22 protein-coding genes are annotated in these 21,559 nt (G+C 38.8%); 21 read left to right on the top strand and 1 reads right to left on the bottom strand.

The annotated features are described in order from the left end of the window. The 21 genes from CAO17_RS14420 to rlmD all read left to right on the top strand — a co-directional run. Positions 1–972 (top strand): ISL3 family transposase (locus tag CAO17_RS14420; protein ID WP_085993379.1); only part of this gene is annotated, 972 nt, incomplete at its 5' end. Positions 973–1,746: 774 nt separating this feature from the next. Continuing rightward, positions 1,747–1,905 carry a hypothetical protein gene (locus CAO17_RS21120; RefSeq protein WP_179151967.1) on the top strand — a complete coding sequence of 53 codons (159 nt, stop codon included), beginning with the start codon at positions 1,747–1,749 and terminating at the stop codon, positions 1,903–1,905. A gap of 134 nt (positions 1,906–2,039) precedes the next feature. After that, entirely contained in the window at positions 2,040–2,333 is a 294-nt protein-coding gene (locus CAO17_RS14410; protein ID WP_085994504.1) for a hypothetical protein, read from the top strand. A 325-nt stretch (positions 2,334–2,658) separates the two neighbouring features. Further along, complete coding sequence (locus CAO17_RS14405; RefSeq protein ID WP_085993378.1) at positions 2,659–3,351, top strand: response regulator transcription factor; 693 nt, start codon at positions 2,659–2,661, stop codon at positions 3,349–3,351. Further along, entirely contained in the window at positions 3,329–5,575 is a 2,247-nt protein-coding gene (locus tag CAO17_RS14400; RefSeq protein ID WP_085993377.1) for a sensor histidine kinase, read from the top strand. Before CAO17_RS14405 ends, CAO17_RS14400 begins: the two co-directional genes overlap by 23 nt. Positions 5,576–5,964: 389 nt before the next feature. Beyond that, complete coding sequence (locus CAO17_RS14395; RefSeq protein ID WP_085993376.1) at positions 5,965–6,495, top strand: hypothetical protein; 531 nt, start codon at positions 5,965–5,967, stop codon at positions 6,493–6,495. 360 nt (positions 6,496–6,855) lie between these two features. After that, positions 6,856–7,044, top strand: a complete 189-nt coding sequence (locus tag CAO17_RS14390; RefSeq protein WP_085993375.1) for a DUF6220 domain-containing protein — start codon at positions 6,856–6,858, stop codon at positions 7,042–7,044. Beyond that, on the top strand, positions 7,019–7,546 hold the full coding sequence (locus CAO17_RS14385) for a winged helix-turn-helix domain-containing protein (protein WP_085993374.1): 528 nt from the start codon (positions 7,019–7,021) through the stop codon (positions 7,544–7,546). Before CAO17_RS14390 ends, CAO17_RS14385 begins: the two co-directional genes overlap by 26 nt. 658 nt (positions 7,547–8,204) lie before the next feature. Then, positions 8,205–9,356, top strand: coding sequence for a betaine/proline/choline family ABC transporter ATP-binding protein (locus CAO17_RS14380; RefSeq protein WP_085993373.1), 1,152 nt, complete (start codon positions 8,205–8,207; stop codon positions 9,354–9,356). 12 nt (positions 9,357–9,368) lie between these two features. Then, positions 9,369–10,013: an ABC transporter permease gene (locus CAO17_RS14375; RefSeq protein WP_085993372.1), complete on the top strand. Its 645-nt coding sequence runs from the start codon at positions 9,369–9,371 to the stop codon at positions 10,011–10,013. Positions 10,014–10,030: 17 nt separating this feature from the next. Next, positions 10,031–10,954, top strand: a complete 924-nt coding sequence (locus CAO17_RS14370; RefSeq protein ID WP_085993371.1) for an osmoprotectant ABC transporter substrate-binding protein — start codon at positions 10,031–10,033, stop codon at positions 10,952–10,954. A gap of 1 nt (position 10,955) precedes the next feature. Further along, positions 10,956–11,606 carry an ABC transporter permease gene (locus CAO17_RS14365; RefSeq protein WP_085993370.1) on the top strand — a complete coding sequence of 217 codons (651 nt, stop codon included), beginning with the start codon at positions 10,956–10,958 and terminating at the stop codon, positions 11,604–11,606. Positions 11,607–11,653: 47 nt separating this feature from the next. Further along, positions 11,654–13,330 (top strand): CocE/NonD family hydrolase, encoded by a 1,677-nt coding sequence (locus CAO17_RS14360; protein WP_245831855.1) that lies wholly within the window; start codon positions 11,654–11,656, stop codon positions 13,328–13,330. A gap of 37 nt (positions 13,331–13,367) precedes the next feature. After that, the gene (locus CAO17_RS14355; protein ID WP_085993369.1) at positions 13,368–13,904 is read left to right on the top strand and encodes a GbsR/MarR family transcriptional regulator; all 537 of its coding nucleotides are present in this window, start codon (positions 13,368–13,370) and stop codon (positions 13,902–13,904) included. Positions 13,905–13,920: 16 nt separating this feature from the next. After that, entirely contained in the window at positions 13,921–14,814 is an 894-nt protein-coding gene (locus tag CAO17_RS14350; RefSeq protein ID WP_085993368.1) for a beta-keto acid cleavage family enzyme, read from the top strand. Position 14,815: 1 nt separating this feature from the next. Next, positions 14,816–15,790 (top strand): 3-hydroxyacyl-CoA dehydrogenase NAD-binding domain-containing protein, encoded by a 975-nt coding sequence (locus CAO17_RS14345; RefSeq protein WP_143833768.1) that lies wholly within the window; start codon positions 14,816–14,818, stop codon positions 15,788–15,790. Between the two features lie 12 nt (positions 15,791–15,802). Then, positions 15,803–16,279 carry a thioesterase family protein gene (locus CAO17_RS14340; protein ID WP_085993367.1) on the top strand — a complete coding sequence of 159 codons (477 nt, stop codon included), beginning with the start codon at positions 15,803–15,805 and terminating at the stop codon, positions 16,277–16,279. Between the two features lie 675 nt (positions 16,280–16,954). Then, a complete protein-coding gene (locus CAO17_RS14335; RefSeq protein ID WP_085993366.1) occupies positions 16,955–17,326 on the top strand; it encodes a GntR family transcriptional regulator in 372 nt (123 codons plus the stop codon). Positions 17,327–17,329: 3 nt separating this feature from the next. Beyond that, positions 17,330–18,211 carry an ATP-binding cassette domain-containing protein gene (locus CAO17_RS14330; RefSeq protein ID WP_085993365.1) on the top strand — a complete coding sequence of 294 codons (882 nt, stop codon included), beginning with the start codon at positions 17,330–17,332 and terminating at the stop codon, positions 18,209–18,211. Then, entirely contained in the window at positions 18,204–18,908 is a 705-nt protein-coding gene (locus tag CAO17_RS14325; RefSeq protein WP_085993364.1) for a hypothetical protein, read from the top strand. Before CAO17_RS14330 ends, CAO17_RS14325 begins: the two co-directional genes overlap by 8 nt. 159 nt (positions 18,909–19,067) lie before the next feature. After that, positions 19,068–20,552, top strand: coding sequence for a 23S rRNA (uracil(1939)-C(5))-methyltransferase RlmD (gene rlmD / locus CAO17_RS14320; protein ID WP_085993363.1), 1,485 nt, complete (start codon positions 19,068–19,070; stop codon positions 20,550–20,552). A 128-nt stretch (positions 20,553–20,680) separates the two neighbouring features. On the opposite strand, the gene CAO17_RS14315 is transcribed toward rlmD, so the two are convergent. Next, on the bottom strand, positions 20,681–21,355 hold the full coding sequence (locus CAO17_RS14315; protein WP_085993362.1) for a metal-dependent hydrolase: 675 nt from the start codon (positions 21,353–21,355) through the stop codon (positions 20,681–20,683). Between the last annotated feature and the right edge of the window lie 204 nt (positions 21,356–21,559).

Here is a 21,559-nt window from a genome sequence, read left to right as displayed (position 1 = left end):
AGGTTTGTAGAAAACAATAATATTGTCTATCGTTATCAGCGACATACGGTGGAATGGAATCAGGCGTTAGGTTTTCGAGTGATAAAGGGGAAGAATTTCAAGGATACTGCTGCCCAATTTCATACGTCATCCAATACAGCTATGCGACGTTTTGATAACGTATCAGCTGGTAAATTACGTGAGGTTAAAGCTCTGCCACGGGTAATAGCGATCGATGAATATAAGGGCGATACAAATAAAGGTAAATATCAGACCATTATCGGTAATGGTGAGACAGGTGAGCCTTTGGATATTCTTCCTGATCGGTCCGTAAAAACGGTGAAAAAGTATCTACAGGAAAAGGGAGAAAAAGTAGAAATAGTCATTATGGATATGAGTCATAGCTTTAAATCAGCTGTTCAACAAGCATTGGGGAATCCTATTATTATAGCGGATCGATTTCATTTCTGTCGTTATATTTATTGGGCACTCGAACGTGTGCGAAGACGAGTTCAAAAAGAATTCCACCCTTATGATCGTAAAAAGTGCAAGCGAATGAAGCATGTATTTTATAAGCATTATGAAGCCCTTAGCGCAAAACAACATTGGTACTTAGAAAGATATTTAGGGTTATCAGAAGATTTGAGAACAGCTTATGGGTTAAAAGAATCTTATCGAACTTGGTTTGAAGAAGCAAAGAAAATAGGAAAAGATAATATGAAAGAGGTTAAAGAAGGGCTGTATCAGTTTTATACGCAAGTAAAAGATGCGGGTTTAGAGGAATTTGAAAAAGCGATACAGACGCTACAAAATTGGCAACCTGAAATATTGAACAGCTTTGCCTTTGGGTATAGTAATGGGTTTATTGAAGGATTGAATAATCAAACAAAGGTTATCAAGAGAAATGCCTTTGGATTCAAGAGATATGATCGATTGAGATTAAGGGTATTATTACACCATCAATTTAAATCCGTAGCCAATTCAATAGGTTAAAGGGGTAGGAGCTAATAGCCCCACCCCAACATTTGACTTAGAACCTAAAGAAAGGCGATCAAATTGGTCGTCTTTTTTTGAAGAAATAAGAAGTGTTATAGTTCCCCTGATTCCTTTCATATTTTTCATAGTTTTATTTATTATTTCACTCATTACTTGAGTTTTTAGCTATCGGCAGGATATTTAAAAAAGCGTGATTATTACCTAATAAAGACTGAATAATGTGATAATGTTGAAACCATTCATTATGTTGTTTCGTATGTAATAAAAGGGAAAGGATATTGTATGCTTAAAAAGTTATCAATATTCATAGGGTTAGTTTTGATATTATTTTTTTCAGCGTGTAGTTCAAGCACTTTCATTTTTACAGGCGAAACAGATAATTAGTCAGCCTCATTAAAAGTTACCCAACATAGTAATAATTATGAAGACCAGGAATTCGAATTAAATTATAAAGGAAAAAATGTTCGTTCTGTTGGAAACATTACTTTTGATGTAGATACCAATGCAGGGGGATTTAGTGGTAGTGGTTATACCTTAAATGAAAATGGAGTTCTCAGGACAAACAATCAGGCAAATCCTACTAACGCTAAAATAAGAGAAGATTCCGAGGTAGAAGTGACAGTAGAATGAATGATAAAACCGAAACAATTACTTTAAGTAATCATTAGAAATTAAATTCCTTCAGATAGAATCAATTTATTAACGGGCATTCAAGAGCATTTTCAAGTATTGTACGGACAGTATAGTTAAATAAAATGAGGAGGACAGATGATGGATAACCAATATTTTGTAGGTTGGGGTACATTGGCCCTTATAAATGCTGCACTAGCACAAGGGAAGAATAGGACGGGGATAAACTGGTTTTTGCTATCCCTTGTATTAGGTCCTTTGGCAACGTTAATTTTGTTATTTGTTGAAAAGAGGAATTAGCCTTTTAATCTATTATTCTAATACAGATCATGTTGTTTTTTACTAAAATTATTAAGTTTTTAAATTAAAATAAAAAGGATTAAATCATTTGGTTGTACTATTCGCTGCTTGAATAAAAGAGGTGGGAAATGGAAATGAGAACGTTATTAGAGCTATTACGCATAATCATTATTTTTGTACTTTTTGGCTGCTTAGGTTGGGCGGTTATAGGTAACATTTATACAATCAGCGGAGTAACTGAAACCTATTCGTGGCTCGGAGCATTAGCAATAATTGTTTTACTCTTTGTTTTATATAGAAATAAATTGCAATTCTCTGGTTGGTATAAGGGGAAGGATAGAAAGAAATTGCCGAGGAATGTTTCCATTACACTTAGTTCCATTTCTATAATACTAATTATCGCACCATTTATTTTAGGTTCATTATGAAGCTAATTAGTGCAAGAGTTAAAAGAAAGATTTTAAATATTACATATACAGTTCAAATCATTTCTATAACAGTATTTATTATAAATTTGTAATTCGGGGGCGGCTAGCCAGTAAACTCCTGATTTGTTCATCTAACAATCAGTGGGGATGGAAGAGAACAATGGGACAGTTCCTATGATGCAATTTGTCACATCAGAACCATCTCTGTTTATACCTGTTATTACCTGACATCTTAAGAAAATCTTAAGAAATCTATCAAACGAATGTTAAGAATTAATGGTTACTATAAAGCTATGGAAGAAGACTGTTGAAGGTAGGGTAGAGGATGGATAATTATAATGTACTAGTTGTAGATGACGAAAAGGAAATACGAGAGGCTATTGAAATTTACTTAAAAAATGAAGGGGTGACGGTGTTAAAAGCTAAGGATGGAATAGAAGCGTTAGAAATTCTACATGAAAGCGAAGTGCATCTCATTATTTTAGACATTATGATGCCAAGACTGGATGGAATTGCTGCTACAGACAAGATTCGCGAACAGAAAAATATACCGATTATTATGCTAAGTGCGAAAAGTGAGGATACTGATAAAATTTTAGGTCTTCAGGTCGGAGCGGATGATTACATAACCAAACCATTCAATCCAATGGAACTCGTTGCCCGTGTGAAATCGCAATTAAGAAGATATGTATCTCTCGGTACGTATGAGGGTGCGAATAAGGTGATTGACCTTCATGGGCTTACCTTAGACGCAGCTTCTAAAGAAGTCACTGTGCATGGAGAGGTTGTGAAGCTTACACCGATTGAGTATAAAATTGTCGAGCTGTTAATGACGAACGCTGGACGAGTGTTCTCTATCAATGAGATTTATGAGCGAGTATGGAAAGAGCCTAATTATAACGCCGAAAATACGGTAGCCGTTCACATCCGAAAGATCCGTGAAAAGATTGAGATTGATTCCAAAAATCCTAGATTCTTAAAGGTGGTGTGGGGTATTGGATACAAAATGGAAAAGTAGTTTATTTGTTATGATGACATGCACCATCTTGTTTACGGTTGGCTTGATTGGCATCTTGTTTCTATCTAACTATGGTTATTTTTACGCGCAAAAAGATTATTTTCATACGTCCGAATTTCGGCATGGAGTAGTAGATGAATATATTAGATATTTAGGGGTGTTTGAACTAAACAATTTGTCCTTGAAAGAGGCCAAAGCAGCTATTACTGTGAGTGATGCTGAAATCGATGACCACCGTTATCGCTATGGAGATTTGCCGGAGCAAATAGAGAGCATTACTAATCAGTACGAAGCACGAATTGAAAAGGCAATGGACTTAGATGATCAACAAGCTGCTGAAGCCTATATAGCAGAAAGAGATGCTAAGATTGAGGATATCACGAAGAATTTTGAAAGTGATGAGCATGTGGAATCTAAGATTATTAAAGAGAAAGAGCAGAAATTAGCAAGTTATTACAGGGAGAAGGAAGACTTTAAATCTGAGTTTGAAAGATATAGAGACAGTTTTCAATATTATTTGAAAGATATTACAAGTGGAGAAGTATATACAAATTTAGATAATCCAGAAGAGGCATCGTTAGATCAACTAAACGAAAAGAATATGTTGTTTGTCACTAAATATTCAATTCTCGATGACAATATGGTTCAATATGGTATCACAGGCTCTGGAGAATTAATGGATATTATGAGCAAATCAGATAGGCGGCTGGAAGGTAAGATAGGAGTTCCTGAATCCCTATCCGCTTCCAATCCATTTATGGTCAAATATGAAAACTTCAAAAGGGAGCAGATCATCTTTTGGGGTGCTGTATCCCTAAGTATCATCGCGCTTTTATTGTCATTGCTGATTTTTAAAAGAGCCAAGAAATCGCGTGCTGAGGTTAGCAGTTGGAGTCGTTTTTATAACAAACTTCCGATTGACGTGAGGGTTCTGTTACTCGGAATAACAGGAATGGTTACGTTGGTCGTATTGTTTTTAATAGCGGAGCAAATTTATTTTTTATTGGAAGATCCCGTTACACATGGGTTTTTATTGGCTATAGGGATGCTGATTTTATCAGCTGGTATAGCATTTACCATCATCCAAGCGGTATTCCTCTTGGAAGCAATCAAGGATTGGAAAAATTCTGTACAACAATGGCAGGAAAGTCTCTTATATAGAATGTATATGATGGCAAAAAAACTATTACTTAAATTAATTCATAGCCTAAAGGAAGCTTTTTTAGATCAGACTACTGGCACACAATTGATTCTAGTATTTGGATTAATATTTATTTTAGGCTTATCTGCAGTTCTCATTGTTATACATCCAATTTTTGTTTTTCTCTATATCATTTTGCTTGGTGTTGTTGGAATTCCAATTATGATGATTATTATTAATAAGATTGGGTACTTTAACCGAATTGTCGAAAACACCAATGAGTTAGCTGCTGGGAACCTAAGTAAGGACCTAGATGTAGTTGGGAAAACAGCATTTGCGACACTAGCCAGCAATATTAATTTATTGAAGCAAGGGGTAAAAATATCACAAAACGAACAAGCAAAAAGTGAGCGGTTGAAAACGGAGTTAATTACCAATGTCAGCCATGATTTACGCACACCTCTGACTTCAATCATTACTTACACGGAATTATTAAAAAAACAGCGGGACATCAGTGAGGATAGTACAGCATATCTAGAAATAATTGACCGGAAATCCAAACGATTAAAGGTATTAATTGATGATCTATTCGAGGTTTCAAAAATGGCAAGTGGAAATATCGAATTGAAAAAGGAAAAGGTAGACCTTGTTCAATTATTGCAGCAAGCTTTAGCAGAATACGATGATATCATTAATGAATCAAACCTGACGTTTCGGGTATCAAATGATACTCAACCAATCAATGCTGTCGTGGATGGCCAGAAGCTATGGCGAGTTTTTGATAATCTAATCGGTAATATTTTGAAATATTCACTAGATAACTCACGTGTTTATATTAATCTATCAGCAGAAGATGGTAAGGCAATCATTTCGTTTAAAAATGTGTCCAAATATGAATTAAATGAAAATAGTGAGGAGTTATTTGAACGGTTTAAGCGCGGTGACGTATCTCGTAATACGGAAGGAAGTGGGCTCGGCTTGGCCATCGCACAATCTATTGTCGATCTTCATCAAGGAAGTCTTGAAATCACAACAGATGGTGATTTGTTTAAAGTAACTATTTCTTTATATTTACAAGAATAAAAGAAAAAGGAAAAAGAAGTAGGATAGGTGAGATGGGTGAGCACAATTGACTTTACCAAAATATACAGTATTTATTATAATCGTTTACTTCAACGAAGCTATTCTATAACAAAAGACATTCAATTATTAATGATTACTCGGTTTAATTAGGGTAGTAGAAGGAATATTTAATTTGTAGGCTAAACCGAACTCATGCGGTCATGCTTTTTTTATCTTGAAAGGTAGGATAGTACAAGAAACAAATAAGTGAACAATCGATATTCAGGATAAAGAGGATGGAAATCGTATTTGACAGACCCTTTACCATAATTTACAAGGTGTAAAAGAATCTTTACACCTTGTAAATTGTTACACGTTTGTTCTCATAAATAGATAGAGGGGGAATCTTTTTGAAAAAACAAAAGCATCCATTTATTGTAATCGCTTTATTGACTTCTTTTCTATTACTTATGATGGGGTGTACAGAAAACACAGAATCGGAAAATCAAGATGAAAATCGTAGAACAATAGAAACGGTATTACAAAAAAACCTTAATGGTCCAGATGAAGAACTGGAACAAATATGGAATGATATGGAAGGGGAAGAGGGAATCATTGCTTTTGGGCAGTACGAGGAAAACCGATATAAAAATTACTTCGCTAATGATACATCCTATCAAGAATATGTTTCTTCTTACGGCTCCGTATTATGGATAGAACCAATGAGAAACAATTATAAACTAAAGGTTAACGAAATCCAACTCGAACAAACAGATTCAGAACAGATTATTTATAATTTCACAGTAGAAGTAGCGTACCGAAAAGAAGGAAGTAAACACTCTGAGGTAGGAAGAATAAAAGGCCAAGCTAATCTAAATGAAGAACATAAAATAGAAGATATGCTCATCCACACAAACCTATGGGAAACCTTCAGTAAATAAAATCATTGTTAGTTGTTTCCTTGAAAAAGGGTTTCCTCTAAGGAGGTTTTTAGGACTATATTTAATTGATAGATGGAGAAAAGGTGAAGGAAAAGAAAAAGAAAAATTATCTCCCGATGTTGCCTCTTGTGCTTTGTTCTAAAGATTAACTAAATAGGAACATAAGAGGAAAAGGGATAAAGGTAAGCGCCTAATATAGAAAAGTAATGTTTCCAGATGGATATTAACGGTAGCTCATTAGGGGTTACCGTTATTTTAGTTGAAACCCAATTTTATTTAAGAAATAGTTAAGAATTACCTAAGCGTGATTTTATATCTCCTTTGTATGATAGATACAAGATCAACAAAGGAGGAAACCATTTGGGGAAAATAAGTCAACGCGTTCGTATAGGAAGATTATTTTATTTAGTACTAGCTATCATTTTTGCATGTAGTGTGACCTTTCAAATACTTTCTGCAGGCATGGCAATCTTTATAAGTCCAGTGAACTGGATGAAGCATATGACCTTCGTGCATTTATTTAATGCTACCTGGTGCGGATGGATTTGATATTTGCAGACAACTACGCGATATGTTGGATATTCCTATTTTAGTGGTGACAGCAAGAAAAGAAGATATTGATAAAATACGTGGGTTTGATCGTGGAGCGGACGATTACATTCAAAAACCTTTTAATCCGAATGAGCTTGTTTCGAGAGTGAAGGCTCACATGTCTAGATATGAACGACTCGTTAAGAAAAATAGGGATCCAGATGTGATTCAAATAAAAGGTCTATACATCGACCTGAATTCACGAAGGATTTATGTCAACGGTGAGGAAAAAGTGCTATGTGCGAAAGAATTTGATTTAATCGTCCTGTTCGCTTCCAATCCAGATCGCGTGTTTACGAAGGAAGAACTATGTGAGCGGATTTGGGGAATCGATTCAGTTGGCGATATCACAACTGTAACCGTTCATATTAGGAAACTTAGGGAAAAAATAGAAGAAGATCCCTCGAGTCCAATCTATATTCAAACCATATGGGGGGGAGGCTATCGGTTTAAAAAATAAAGTTAGGAGTAGATAGCATTATGACGGGAATTCTAGCGTTCATTTAACCTGGAAAGTTAAGCCTGCTCGTTATTGAATTTTGTTTAGTGTCGTTATGATTGTTATCTCGTACACGGATTTCGGGTTGCTTACAATATCATCGGTACCATATTAATGTTTGTTGGTTTTATAAAGTACTACAAACAAAGCATTCTATCTTAATAGAAGCAAGCATTTTAGCAGACGTTTTTTATCGTCTGCTTATCTTGGTACAAAGGGGATTGCTCTACTTTAATGAAGTAAATAACACTCATTTTTACATTACGATTTGAAGCAAGATAATTTATTGGATATGTATCAGCTTTTTTAAATTATTACGTTACATATAAAGCCTCTCATTTAATGCTCTCTGTATTAATCGCTTCCACCCCTGATATACCCACCATTACAGAAGAAATACATACCCCATATACCCATAAATAATCCGATTAAATATGACGAAAGGTGTCGAAATTTGGAGGAATTCTAAGAAAAACACTTTATAAACTTTATGCAATAAAAACTTTACGGATTTTTAAAACTGCATGAGGTTATTTGCCGTTTTTGTATCTTTCCTTATTTCTATATACTAGAAAACAGTGATTCAACAAGAGAGAGACTACTTACGGAGGTGCATACATTGTTAGAGTTTAATAATGTAACGAAACGATACGATGGAAAAACCGCAGTAAAGAATTTGAACTTGAAAATAAATAAGGGAGAGTTTGTTTGTTTTATAGGTCCGAGTGGTTGTGGGAAAACAACAACGATGAAAATGGTCAACCGTCTAATCGGTATATCGGAAGGAGATATTCTTGTAGATGGTAAAAATATTCAAGACCAGGACCCAGTTGAATTACGTCGATCAATTGGCTATGTCATCCAACAAATCGGACTCTTACCACATATGACCATTAAGGAAAACATTGTTCTTGTCGGTACGTTACTGAAATGGTCGAAGGAGAAAAAAGATAAGCGTGCACGTGAATTATTGAAATTAGTCGATTTACCAGAAGAATATTTGGATAAATATCCACACGAATTAAGTGGGGGACAGCAACAGCGAATCGGTGTATTACGCGCGCTAGCAGCAAATCCTCCATTGATTTTAATGGACGAACCGTTTGGTGCGCTTGACCCGATTACGAGAGATTCCTTACAAGAAGAGTTTAAGAAGCTTCAAAAGGAATTAGGAAAAACGATTGTGTTCGTCACTCATGATATGGATGAGGCATTGAAGCTTGGTGACCGCATTGTCATTATGAGGAACGGAGAAGTAGTTCAAGCGGACACGCCAGATGAAATTCTTAGAAACCCAGCAAACGAATTTGTAGAGGAATTTTTAGGAAAGGATCGTCTTATTCAAGGACGACCAGATGTTACGACGGTAGAACAGATTATGGAAGGGAAACCAATCACCGTTCAGGTTGGGACAACATTAAGAGATGCAATCTCGGTTATGCGTGATAAGCATGTTGACTCCTTACTTGTCGTTGATTCAGCCAATGTCCTACAGGGATTTATTGATATTGAATCCATTAATCTGAACCATAAGAAAGCAAATGTTGTAGATGAAATCATGGAGGAAGGGATTTATACGGTATCCCATGATAGCTTACTACGTGATACGGTTTATAAAATTCTTCGTCGTGGAGCCACTTATGTACCAGTCGTAGATGGAGATAAACGTTTAGTAGGGATTGTTACACGCGCTACCCTTGCTAACCTTGTATATGACTCGATTTGGGGCGACGGAATGGAACTAGAAGAATTAGCAGTAGCTGCAGAATAGGAGGCGATAAATATGATTGAATTCTTTACGACACATGGTAATGAACTACTATTTAAAACGTGGGAACACTTGTACATTTCTCTTGCTGCGATTCTATTAGGTGTGCTCGTAGCTATCCCACTAGGCATCATGCTTTCTCGCGTGCCAAAATTTGCCGATCGATTTATTTCATTCGTTGGGATCCTACAAACGATTCCAAGTCTAGCCATTCTAGCATTCTTTATTCCTATTTTAGGTGTCGGAAAATTACCTGCTATTCTTGCGTTATTTTTCTACTCCCTTCTACCAATCTTACGTAATACGTATATAGGTGTTCGTGAGGTCGACCAAGGAGTCGTAGAAGCAGGAAAAGGGATGGGAATGAGCAGCTGGCAGTCGATTGTCAAAGTCGAATTTCCCATGGCATTGCCGGTTATTATGGCGGGGGTTCGTTTATCAACCGTCTATTTAATTGGTTGGGCAACATTAGCCGCATTTATTGGTGGCGGTGGTCTTGGTGATTTTATCTTTGATGGATTGAACTTATATCAACCAGAATTAATCATTGCAGGTACGGTACCAGCAACGATTCTTGCCTTAATTGCCGATCGCTCGCTTGCATTATTAGAGAATAAATTGACTCCTACAGGGCTACGGGATTCTTATAAGACAGTATAATTTTGGAGGTGAAACGTGTGAAGAACAAAATGTTAAAGGGTGTCATCATCTTCGTTTCCCTTGCCATGTTGGTAGGGTGTTCCTTGCCAGGACTTTCAGGGACGACAAAAGAAACAATCAAGATTGGTGCACTAGGAACATCGGAATCACACATATTAGCAGAAATGCTTTCCATTTTGATTGAAAGAGAAACGGACGCAGATACAGAGATTATTTCCCATCTCGGATCCTCAATTGTTCAGCATCAGGGGATGATGAGAGGAGACCTAGATATATCAAGTACACGTTATACCGGAACGGATTTATCCGGAGCGCTAGGGATGGACCCGATAACCGATCCTGTGAAAGCATTAAACATCGTTAAACGAGAATTTCAGGAACGCTTTAATCAAACATGGGCACCGACCTATGGTTTTGAAAACAGTTATTCTGTAGCTGTGACATCGGAGTTTGCGGAAGAAAATAATATTGAAACAATCTCAGACCTGGAGCCATATGCAGATGAATTACGATTTGGTGTGGATAATGCCTGGATTAATCGTAAAGGAGATGGCTATGATGGATTCAAGGAGACTTATTTTGATTTTGGTGAAGTGTATCCGATGAATATTGGGTTAGTTTACCAGGCGGCTGCAAGTGGACATATGGATGTTGTCCTCGCCTATTCCTCGGACGGTAGAATTAAACAGTTTGATTTGAAGGTGTTAGAGGATGATAGACAATTCTTCCCTCCATATGATTCATCTCCTGTCATTGCAAATGAAGTATTAGAAAAATACCCTGCCATTCAAGATATAACCGAGCGTTTATCCGGACAAATTTCTACGGATAAAATGCAGGAGCTTAATTATAATGCGGATGTAGAATTAATGAGTCCTAGAAAAGTGGCAAGAGATTTTCTAGAAGAGAATAATTACTTTGAGGAGAAAGGGGAGAAGTGATATGGAAACATTGGATCAATTGATTCAGTATGTAAGCCAAAATGGCGATTATATCTGGGAACAATTTTATAGGCATTTTCTAATGTCTTTTTATGGTGTGCTATTCGCTTCGATTATCTCTATTCCTTTGGGTATCCTTATAGCAAAATATGGAAAACTAAGTAGCTGGGTGTTAGCATTTGGAAGTATCACACAGACGATTCCAGCGTTAGGTGCGATGGCAGTTATTATGATTGTGCTGGGGCTTGGTACGAATACGGCAATAGCAACCCTGATGATTTACTCAATACTACCCATTACCCAAAATACCTATGTTGGGATGAAGGATGTAGATAAAACGGTAATAGAGGCTGGTTATGCTTCTGGCATGACAAAGTTTCAATTACTACGTATGGTTGAATTACCATTAGCGATTAGTGTGATTATGGCCGGTATCCGTACCGCATTTGTCATCGGTATCGGTATTGCTGCCATCGGTGCATTCGTTGGTGCAGGTGGTCTTGGTGCCATTATTCTCACCGGAACCAACGCGACAGATGGAACGGCGATTATTTTAGCAGGGGCGATTCCGACGGCATTGATGGCGATTATCGCGGATGTTGTCTTAGGTTGGATTGAGCGGAAACTACAACCCGTGAAGTCTTCGAAGTAACAGCATGATAACGTACAGTAGTGATTGTATAAATAGAGGTGACGACGTTGAAACAGAACATGATAATCGAAAAGAATATCTCTTGCACCTTGTCAGATGGAACAATTTTACGAGCGGATGTATATCGTCCTAATACGGAGTCCGAGTATCCTGTCCTCATGCTTCGGTTACCATATGATAAAGAAACGCCTCGGTATTATGACGAGTATTTAGAGGTTCCGCGCATGGTAGAAGCAGGATATGTTGTCATTCTTCAGGATGTACGGGGGAGGTTTGCTTCAGAAGGTGAATTCTTTCCTTGTATTCATGAAGCACAGGATGGATATGAATCTGTTGAATGGGCAGCAAACCTACCCTATTCCAATGGAAAGGTTGGATTGTTCGGCATGTCCTATCACGGATATACCCAATTGGCAGCAGCAACAGAAAGACCCCCATCCCTAAAAGCCATTGCCCCCGTGATGACGAGTGGAGATCTATTAGGGGGATTTGTAGGGAAAGAGGATGAAGCAACCACCAGTTCCAAATTGCAAACCTGGGTTTTGGGCTCCATGTTAGAGGATCAGTTGAAGCGGAAGGGGACTTTTAATCAGGAAGCATTCGATTTATATTACGAAAATATAGCAGAATGGTTATCCCATGCACCAGCTGACGATTGGAAGCCAATAAAAGATCTAGATGCAGATTCTTACTATTTTGATTTGATAAATGATACGTTGCCAGCTGAATGGAAGAAGGAAACAAATCTTCTGGATAAAATCCCAGGCGTTACGATTCCTGCCTTATTTATTGGGGGATGGTTCGACGCCTTATTAAATACCACTTTAGAGGTATATGCGCATTATGGTGGAGAAAAGATGTTATGGATTGGTCCGTGGACACATGAAGAGATGACAGGTAGATGTGGGGAACGATTCTTTCCACATGCTAAAACAAACATCGGCGTGGATCACGTCAAAGATCCGACTGAAATTCATATCGAATGGTTTGATAAATGGCTAAAGGACAAGCCCATGTCCATGGAAAAACCGGTTCATTTATATCTGATGGAAGAAAACCGTTGGGAAGCTTATGACTTGTTGCCGGTTAACAATGGAATAGTGGAGGATGAGTGGTTCCTTCATAGTCAAGGGGCATCCCAGACGCGTGAGGGTGATGGAAGATTAATGAAGCATTCCCTAGCAAATGAGACAGAAAGTAAAATGAAGCTGGACCCCCAGCACCCTGTTCCAACTCGAGGGGGAGGAAGTCTTATTGCTGGTAACGAATCGGGAATGTTTGACATGGGTGATATACAGGACCGTGAGGATGTTCTGGTATACACAAGTGCACCACTAGATGAGGATTATCCGATACGAGGTACCATCCGAGCACAACTATGGATGTCAGCCCAAACGGAATTAGTTGATATTGCATTACGAATAACGGATGTAGACCCAGAAGGACGACCCTATAATATAGTAGATTCCTTTCATCGGGAAAAGCTAAACGTAGTAGGTGAGCCATTTTGTATGGAAGTGGATATTGGGACAACTGCATATACCCTAAAAAAGGGTCATCAATTACGGTTGGATATGGCAGCAAGTAATGCACCACTCTATGATATTAACTTAAATAATGGAAAAACGACAAAAACACATACAAGTGGTAAGGTAGCATTTGAATCCATTTTCCATGGTGGGAATAAGCATTCGGCTATATTCGTGCCAACTGGGAAGTCGTAACGGATGTCTGAGTCTTAACCAATAAGGGGGCAGTAAAATGGAGCATCGTCATAACAGCGTTGATGATGTGAGAACGCAATTTATTGAAAAAATAACGGACAATATGAATGCTTTTGGTGTTTCAACAAGTGTTGGACGTGTGTTAGGGATTATCTATATGAACCGTGAGCCGATGACGCTTGATGAATTATCCGAAGAAACGGGTATGAGTAAAACACGAATGAGTCAGGTTGTTCGAGAAATGCAGGACTTGAATATCGCGGAACGCGTTTTTAAAAAGGGTGTTCGTAAAGATTTATACCAAGTGGAGGAAGACTATTACCAAACATTTATTTCCCTTTTTACTTCCACATGGCAAAAAGCGATTAATCGAAGTCGCTCATTTGAACAAAAGATCATGAAGCGATTAGATCAGCTACAAGATGAAAAAGATTTAAGCCCGGAAGATGAGCAAGCTGTTAATGAATTACTAGCGGAGTTAAAAGAATGGATGGATTATTATGATTGGATTCGCCGGGTAACCGACTTTTTTGAGAGTGGAGAAATCTTTAAGCATGTTCCAAAAAATAAATAAATGAGGAGTGGATAAAATGAATAAAAAGGTTATTCTATCAGCTGCATTAACAGGTGCTGGAGAAACGACTTCAAAGAGTTCTCATGTACCTGTGACACCAAAGGAAATTGCTGACTCAGCTATCGCAGCAGCAAAAGCAGGTGCTACCATCGCACATATTCATGTTCGTGATCCGAAGACAGGAAAGCTTAGCCATGATGTGCGTTTATTTGAGGAAGTAGTAGAAAGAATCCGAGAATCAGAAACAGATGTCATCATTAACCTTACATCTGGTGGTGGGGGAGATTGGGTACCGAATGAACAAGACCCAACCACAGGTGGAGAAGGAACGGATATGCAAACACCTGAGGAACGTCATGAACCAATCGGAAAGATCCTACCGGAAATGTGTACACTTGATTGTGGAAGTGTGAACTTTGGCAATATGCTATATGTCAGTCCTACTGATTGGTTAAGAAAACAAGCGAAAATGGTTCAAGACAGTGGGGTTAAGCCGGAATTAGAGTGCTTTGATACAGGACATGTACGATTTGCGAATCAATTAATTCAAGAAGGACTTATTGATGGTGATCCGATTTTCCAATTTTGTTTAGGTATTCCATGGGGTGCCGATGCAGATGCAGAAACCGTATCCTATATGAAGAGTCGCATTCCAGAAAATGCATCATGGGCTGCTTTTGGGATTGGTCGTAAACAAATACCAATGGCGATGGAATCCCTTCTTCAAGGTGGAAATATTCGTGTCGGTCTAGAGGACAATCTTTACCTGAAAAAAGGCCAATTGGCTACGAATGAACAACTGGTTGACAAAGCGGTTCAAATGGTTCACAGCCTAGGTTCAGATATAATGACACCAGCTGAAGCAAGAAAACATCTAGGATTACGTAACCCGTATGGAAAGGAAGGCTAACATGACAATGTCTAACGATGCTTCAATAAAAAAAATCACAGTAGTAGGAACCGGTGTAATTGGGAATGGGTGGATTACACGTTTTCTAGCGAATGGGTATACCGTCACCGCATCTGATCTTGATCCAAAAGCAGAAGAGCGTACAAGAGAAGCGGTGGAACGTGCATGGCCATGGATGGAAAAAATGGGGCTTGCGGAAAATGCTTCAAAGGATAATCTATTTTTTGAAGCTGACTTACAAAAGGCACTAAAGGAAGCAGATTTTGTTCAAGAAAATGTTCCAGAACGCGAAGAATTAAAGCGTAGTGTCATTGCAAGTATCGATGCGTATGCACCAAAAGAAGCAGTTATTGCTTCTAGTACATCTGGTATTTTACCAAGCACATTGCAGGCAGATTGTACAAACCATCCTGGGCGTGTCATCGTCGCCCATCCATTTAATCCGGTCTATTTAATGCCTTTAGTTGAATTGGTAGGCGGGGAAAAAACGGAGTCTGCTTTTATTGAAAAAGCAAGAATGTTTTATGAATCGCTTCACATGAAACCACTCGTTGTGCGTCAGGAAATAGAAGGTCATATCGCAGATCGATTAATGGAAGCCATCTGGCGTGAATCCCTTCATATTGTGAATGATGGGGTAGCAACAACAGAAGAAGTGGATGCTTCCATTATTTATGGACCGGGTCTCAGATGGGCATTAATGGGGCCGTTTCTAACGTTGCATATGGGCGGTGGAAAGGAAGGCATGCGCCACCTTCTTCACCAATTTGGACCAGCATTAAAGCTTCCTTGGACGAAATTAGAAGCACCAGAACTGACGGATGAATTAGCAGAAAAGGTTATTACCGGATGTGAAAACCAAACGCGCAATATAGAAATGGAGCAATTGGAAAATCGCCGTGACGAATTTTTAATTGAGCTACAGCAATTATTGGAAAAGTATTGGCCAGGTGCTAATTTGACAGGAAGGCTATAAGGAGGGGAAGAGTTGGTACAGTCAAAGGTTTTAATCAAAGACAAGGTCCCACAAGCCTGGATTGACTATAATGGTCACATGAATGATGCCGATTATGTTCGGGCATTCAGTTCGGGTGTCGATCAATTCATGGATCTTATTGGCATCACAGCGGATTTCAGGAAAAAACAGAATTATACCATGTTTACGTTAGAAAATCATGTATGCTATTTGGATGAAATGAAGCTGGATGAAGCATTTGAAGTCCACCTCTATGTCATCGATTATGACGCCAAACGAGCCCATTTATTCTTTGAATTGTATGGGGAAAATCAAAAACGTGCGGCAACTAGTGAACAAATGGTCATGGGAATCGATCAAACGAGTGGTAGACCCGCCCCTTTTCCAGATGAAGTCATGTCAAATATAGAAGAGATAGCAAACAAACATACACCAACTGAAAAGCCAAGTGAAGTTGGACGGATTATCGGAATTAGAAGAAAAGCTTAACTAGTAGCTGAGATGGTGGGAAAACATGGTCTAGAGCTAGGTTGCGAATCATAAAAAAATAAAACGGTAATGAAACGAGGTACCATTCGTAAATGATGGGTACCTCTATTTTTATTGGCTTTTTAAGGTTTAAAAGTATGTGGTAATGGAATTAGCAATATAAATAGTAGCAAATTATTGTCCATCATTACTGGGTAAGTTAGGTGTACGGGATGACTCGGTTCAGTTTAGTGGTAGGGAATAAACGAAGATGAAGCTCGCTCTGCTGTTTACGCATTATTACCAACACTTGGTCAAAAAATCGCAATCACGGGGAGCAGCGGTACTGGTAAAAGTACATTGCTACACCATATTGGGAATCATGATTCTAGTTTAACGATTTCACCAAAGCAAAGTTTGGTTGCTTCCAGTAAATGAGTTATCGGCACCATTCTCTTTGCCTCATATGATAAACAATTAATTCAAAATGTAGCAGATGTACAATGGAATATTCATGAGGAAAAATTGATACAAAAATAAAATCATCTAAGAAGAAAAAACCGCCATAATTGGCGGTTTTCTTCATATAAGGCTAATAAGTTAGCACCATTCACCGTTGACATTAATTGCGCACGCACATATACTTATATACATAACTATATAACCCTATAACAATAAGTGGAGGTGACGCGAGCATTGAGCAAGTTAGATGATAAACGACCTATATTCATTCAAATAAAAGAAGTAATTGAAGACCAGATCATAAATGAGCAACTAAAAGAGCATGACCAAATTCCGTCGACGAACCAGCTCGTTCAGTTTTATAAGGTGAATCACCTCACTGTTTCGAAGGGGATTAACCTTCTTGTGGAAGAGGAAATTATTTATAAAAAGAGAGGTGTCGGCATGTTTGTGGCAGAAGGTGCGAAGGAAAAATTGCTGCAACAGCGAAGAGAAGGTTTTGCTGAGGAATTTGTTCTACCGATGTTAAAAGAAGCGCGAAAACTGAGATTGTCAGACAGTGAAATCGTGAAAATAATAGAAAAATGGAAAGGAAAGGAAGTGTGAAAGATGACTAAGAAAGTAGAGGCAAAAAATATCGGTGTTTCCTATCAAGAATTTAACGCATTAAGTGATATTAACTTTACATTGGATAATGGGAAAATATATGGACTAATCGGTCGAAATGGTGCTGGAAAAACGACGCTATTGTCGTTATTAGCTGCCTATCGCAAGGCGACGAGTGGGGAATTAATGCTAGATGGGGAAAATATTTTTGAGAATGAGAAAGCAATGGCCCAGGTAACGTTCGTTCATCAAACAGACTATAAAGACGAATATGATACCATTCGTCAATTCATTGAACTAGCCGAGCGCTATCGTCCTACCTTTGATAGGAACTATGCGGAACAATTGGTGGACTTATTCAAGCTGCCAACAGATAAACCATTGAGGAAATTATCAACGGGAATGCAATCTGCCTTTAATGTAACCATCGGGTTAGCGAATAGAACGCCAATCACTATTTTCGATGAGGCATATCAAGGAATGGATGCACCTACTCGAGAGATTTTTTATAAAGAAGTTTTAGAAGAGCAAGCACGTAACCCCAGAATCTTCATCTTATCTACCCACTTAGTATCAGAAATGGAATACTTGTTTGATGAAGCTCTTATTATTCACAAAGGAAAATTAATCATCCAAGAGGAAATGGATGTTCTCTTGCAAATAGGATTCTCGTTGACAGGTACCATTAAAGATGTAGAAGAAGTAGTTGATGGATTACATGTATTACGTGAACAACAGCTAGGGGGAACGAAATCGGTGATGGTGTACGGAGAAATACCGAGAGAAAAAGTAGACGATATAAAACGAAAAGGGCTAGAAATAGGAAATGTCTCCCTGCATGATTTATTTATTCAGTTGACAAAGGAGGGGAATGAAAATGAATGAAACGGTTAAGAAAATAACGATGGACCTATACTCAGTACAAATGAAATGGGTAGCGTGGTACTTGCCAATTGTTTATGTTTTTTACGTTGCCGTTTTTTGGATCGTGGATGAACCAGAAATAAGGTCGATGTCGTTACTTACCTTTACCTTTCAAACAGCCACAATCTTTCTGCTCATCTGCGGGATTCTTTCAAGCCTGGCATTCCTACCAATGTATGTGAAGCATGGTGTGACTAGAAAATCATACTTTCAAGGAGCATTCTATTCATCCATTGGTTTAGCAATCACTACTATCGGTATTACAACCATTCTAACGTGGATCCTAAGTGTAATGGACATCAACGCTTTAACGGGGGGTGTGTTATCATCTCTTGGGGAAGGTAGTTGGTTATGGACTACCATCTCTTATATCATTGTAGTCATGGTATATTTTCTATCTGGATGGCTAGTTGGCTTAGGCTTTTATCGATATGGGGGTGCTGGCGGATTTGTTTCCATTGTGGTAGCTTTTGTTATCGTATCTCTCAATGATCTTTTATGGGCATTTAGTACACCGAAACCAATGATGGGATTAGTTGACTTTACGATTCCAGTACCCCATGTTGCCATCGCCATAGTAGGATCTATCGTTATAGCAGCGATATCAACTATATTGGTATACAAAATAGTAAGAGATATACCCATTAAAATAAAATGATACAAGAGGACGGTTCTGATGCTGTGCAAATCTGTAGCAAAGGAACCGTCCCTCTTGTATCATCCAATATTTGGTGATTGCTTTTTCTTTAGGAGGTTTTACTAGTCTCTTTCGATAGTATATAATGATAAACCGAATAAAAATAGATAGGAAGTGCCTATGAATAAGCGTAAGAATAATGGATATAAAACGCAAAAAAAGCGCCATCAATCAAATAAATCATATGGGAAGAATCGTTCCGCATTGGCTACCGAGAGCAACAAATTACATGGAAAGCAGTCGAAAACAAGTAATCGTCGAGGGAATAAGAAAAAAGTAACCGTAGAGGTGGTCTGCGCAGGGCTGTCCCATGAGGGGAAAGGGATTGTCCAATGGGAAGGAAGGCAGCTAGAGGTGGAGCATCTGTTGCCAGGCGAAAAAGCGGAGATTGCTGTGTCCACAAGCGGGCGAGTAGTTCACGCGCAATTGAAGCGGATCATCACCCCGGCTAAAGACCGGGTGAAGCCAATGTGTTCATATTATTATGCTTGTGGAGGATGTCAGTTGCAGCATATGAACGAGCAGGCGCAAAAGCGTTTCAAGCAGGAGACCATCCAAAAGTTGATGAGACCATTCGGTAAACCAGAACTTATTTTAACCATGGACCATCCGTATGATTACCGAAACAAGAGCCATACAACATTTGGTCTGAATCGGGAACGGCAAATTATTGGTGGGCTATACGCTCAGAACAGTCACCAGCTTATCTCCATGGATCGGTGTCTCATTCACGACCCAAAAGCGGATGAAATCTGGAATACGATGAAGGACATGATGAAGTCCTTTAAAATGCAACCATATAATGAAGATACTGGGCGAGGCTTTCTGCGTCACGTACTGGTGAAGGTCGGCAAGGTTAGTGGTGAGATCATGGTGGTGCTGGTTGTAGCTTCCCCTATTTTTAAAGGGAAGAATCATTTTGTGAAAGCACTCAGGAAGGCCCACCCAGAGATTACGACCATCCTCATGAACGTGAATAATCGGAATACGAGCATGGTTCTAGGTAATCAGGAAAAAGTGTTGTTTGGAAAAGGGACGATAACCGATACCCTTTGTGGAATGAAGTTTGATATATCCGCGAAATCCTTTTATCAGATCAATCCGGTCCAAACGGAAAAGTTATATGCACGGGCGATTGGAATGGCCCAGTTGACTGGAAAAGAAACCGTGATCGATGCATACTGCGGGATTGGGACAATTGGTCTGATTGCAAGCCAAAAGGCTGGCAAGGTTATTGGTGTCGAGTTGAACAAAGATGCGGTTCGAGACGCCATCCACAATTCCAAGCGCAATGGCGTGAAAAATGCTCGCTTCTATCAAGGCGATGCGGGAGAATTCATGGTGAAGATGGCAGCACATGGTGAGAAAGCGGATGTAGTCATTATGGATCCACCACGAAGCGGGAGTGACGAAGCGTTCTTGTCTAGCGTGGTAAAACTAAAGCCAAAGCGTGTCGTTTACGTGTCCTGTAATCCTGTCACCCAGGCCCGGGATATGAAATATCTCGTTCAAAATGGATATGAGGTGAAACGTATCCAACCAGTGGATATGTTTCCGCAGACATTACATGTAGAAAGCGTAGCCGAAATCGTGTTGAAGAAATGAGCAGAACGGTAGAGGTTCTTGCTTTGTTTGTGCAAGGAGAGACGGTTCATTTGATGCAATGTCTGTTGCATCAGAACCGTCTCTTTTTGTCTAGCAGTTGGACCGGAGAAATATGTAAGCATAGCCTTTTACATACGCATACGAAATACCTTATTGGTAATTGGATAAAGAAATTTAACTCCTTGTTTCGTTAGCATATCCCCTATAATGTGTGAAAGATAGGCTAACGTAGAAATCAGCGCTAAACCGTCTATTTCCATGCTAAGCTCTAATAAATGTGACATATACCACCAATAGGTCAATGCCCAGATGGTGTGTGTTAGTCCTCGATGGGCGAACCAGCCGACACCCCCCAGGTATATGGCAAACATCATCAGCCAACCAATCTCATGGTTCACGGCATAAGATAGCAGGAAAAAACCAATGATGCTCATCAGAATATTTTTCACTGTTTCCTGATTTCTTAGGGAAATCCCTAGTATAACGGCTCCCCATCCTAAGAGAAGCAGGCTATTTTGCTGGTTAAACCAACTCTCATCTAGAAATGGAAGAAATTCCAGATCAAAAATGTATGTAAGCATAGCAAGTAAAATCATTGCCACTGCAACAAAAACGCCAATCTCTTTAATCCATTTGGCTGTCCTTGTAACTCGTCTGTTTAATAGATTATTGGCATCTAAATCAGGAGCTAGGGAAGCGACACCAGAAGCAGCTAAAATGACAGGCATCATGTCAAATGGTTGATTAACACATGCCACGACTCCTATTCCTAATCCTATTGTTAAATGCGTTCGTCCCCTCATGCTGTCACCTCTTTGTGGTTTTTTGCCAGTCCTTTACTTAGGCTGTTTTTGTACATTTTTAATGTTGTAGAGACGGTTGATGTGTGGAAACTTGATATCTGTTCTTATGTTGATTTTTACAATGGCGGTTGACTGATTCAGACAAGTGCTGTTCTCACTGGACAAGGAAAAACTTCGTCATAGAAAAAGAGGCCTTCTTTTCAG

Source organism: Oceanobacillus senegalensis, from assembly GCF_900176885.1.
Lineage (GTDB): Bacteria > Bacillota > Bacilli > Bacillales > Amphibacillaceae > Oceanobacillus > Oceanobacillus senegalensis.
The sequence above is the reverse complement of the archived record's forward strand: the minus strand, read 5'-3'. Positions and strand labels throughout refer to the sequence as shown.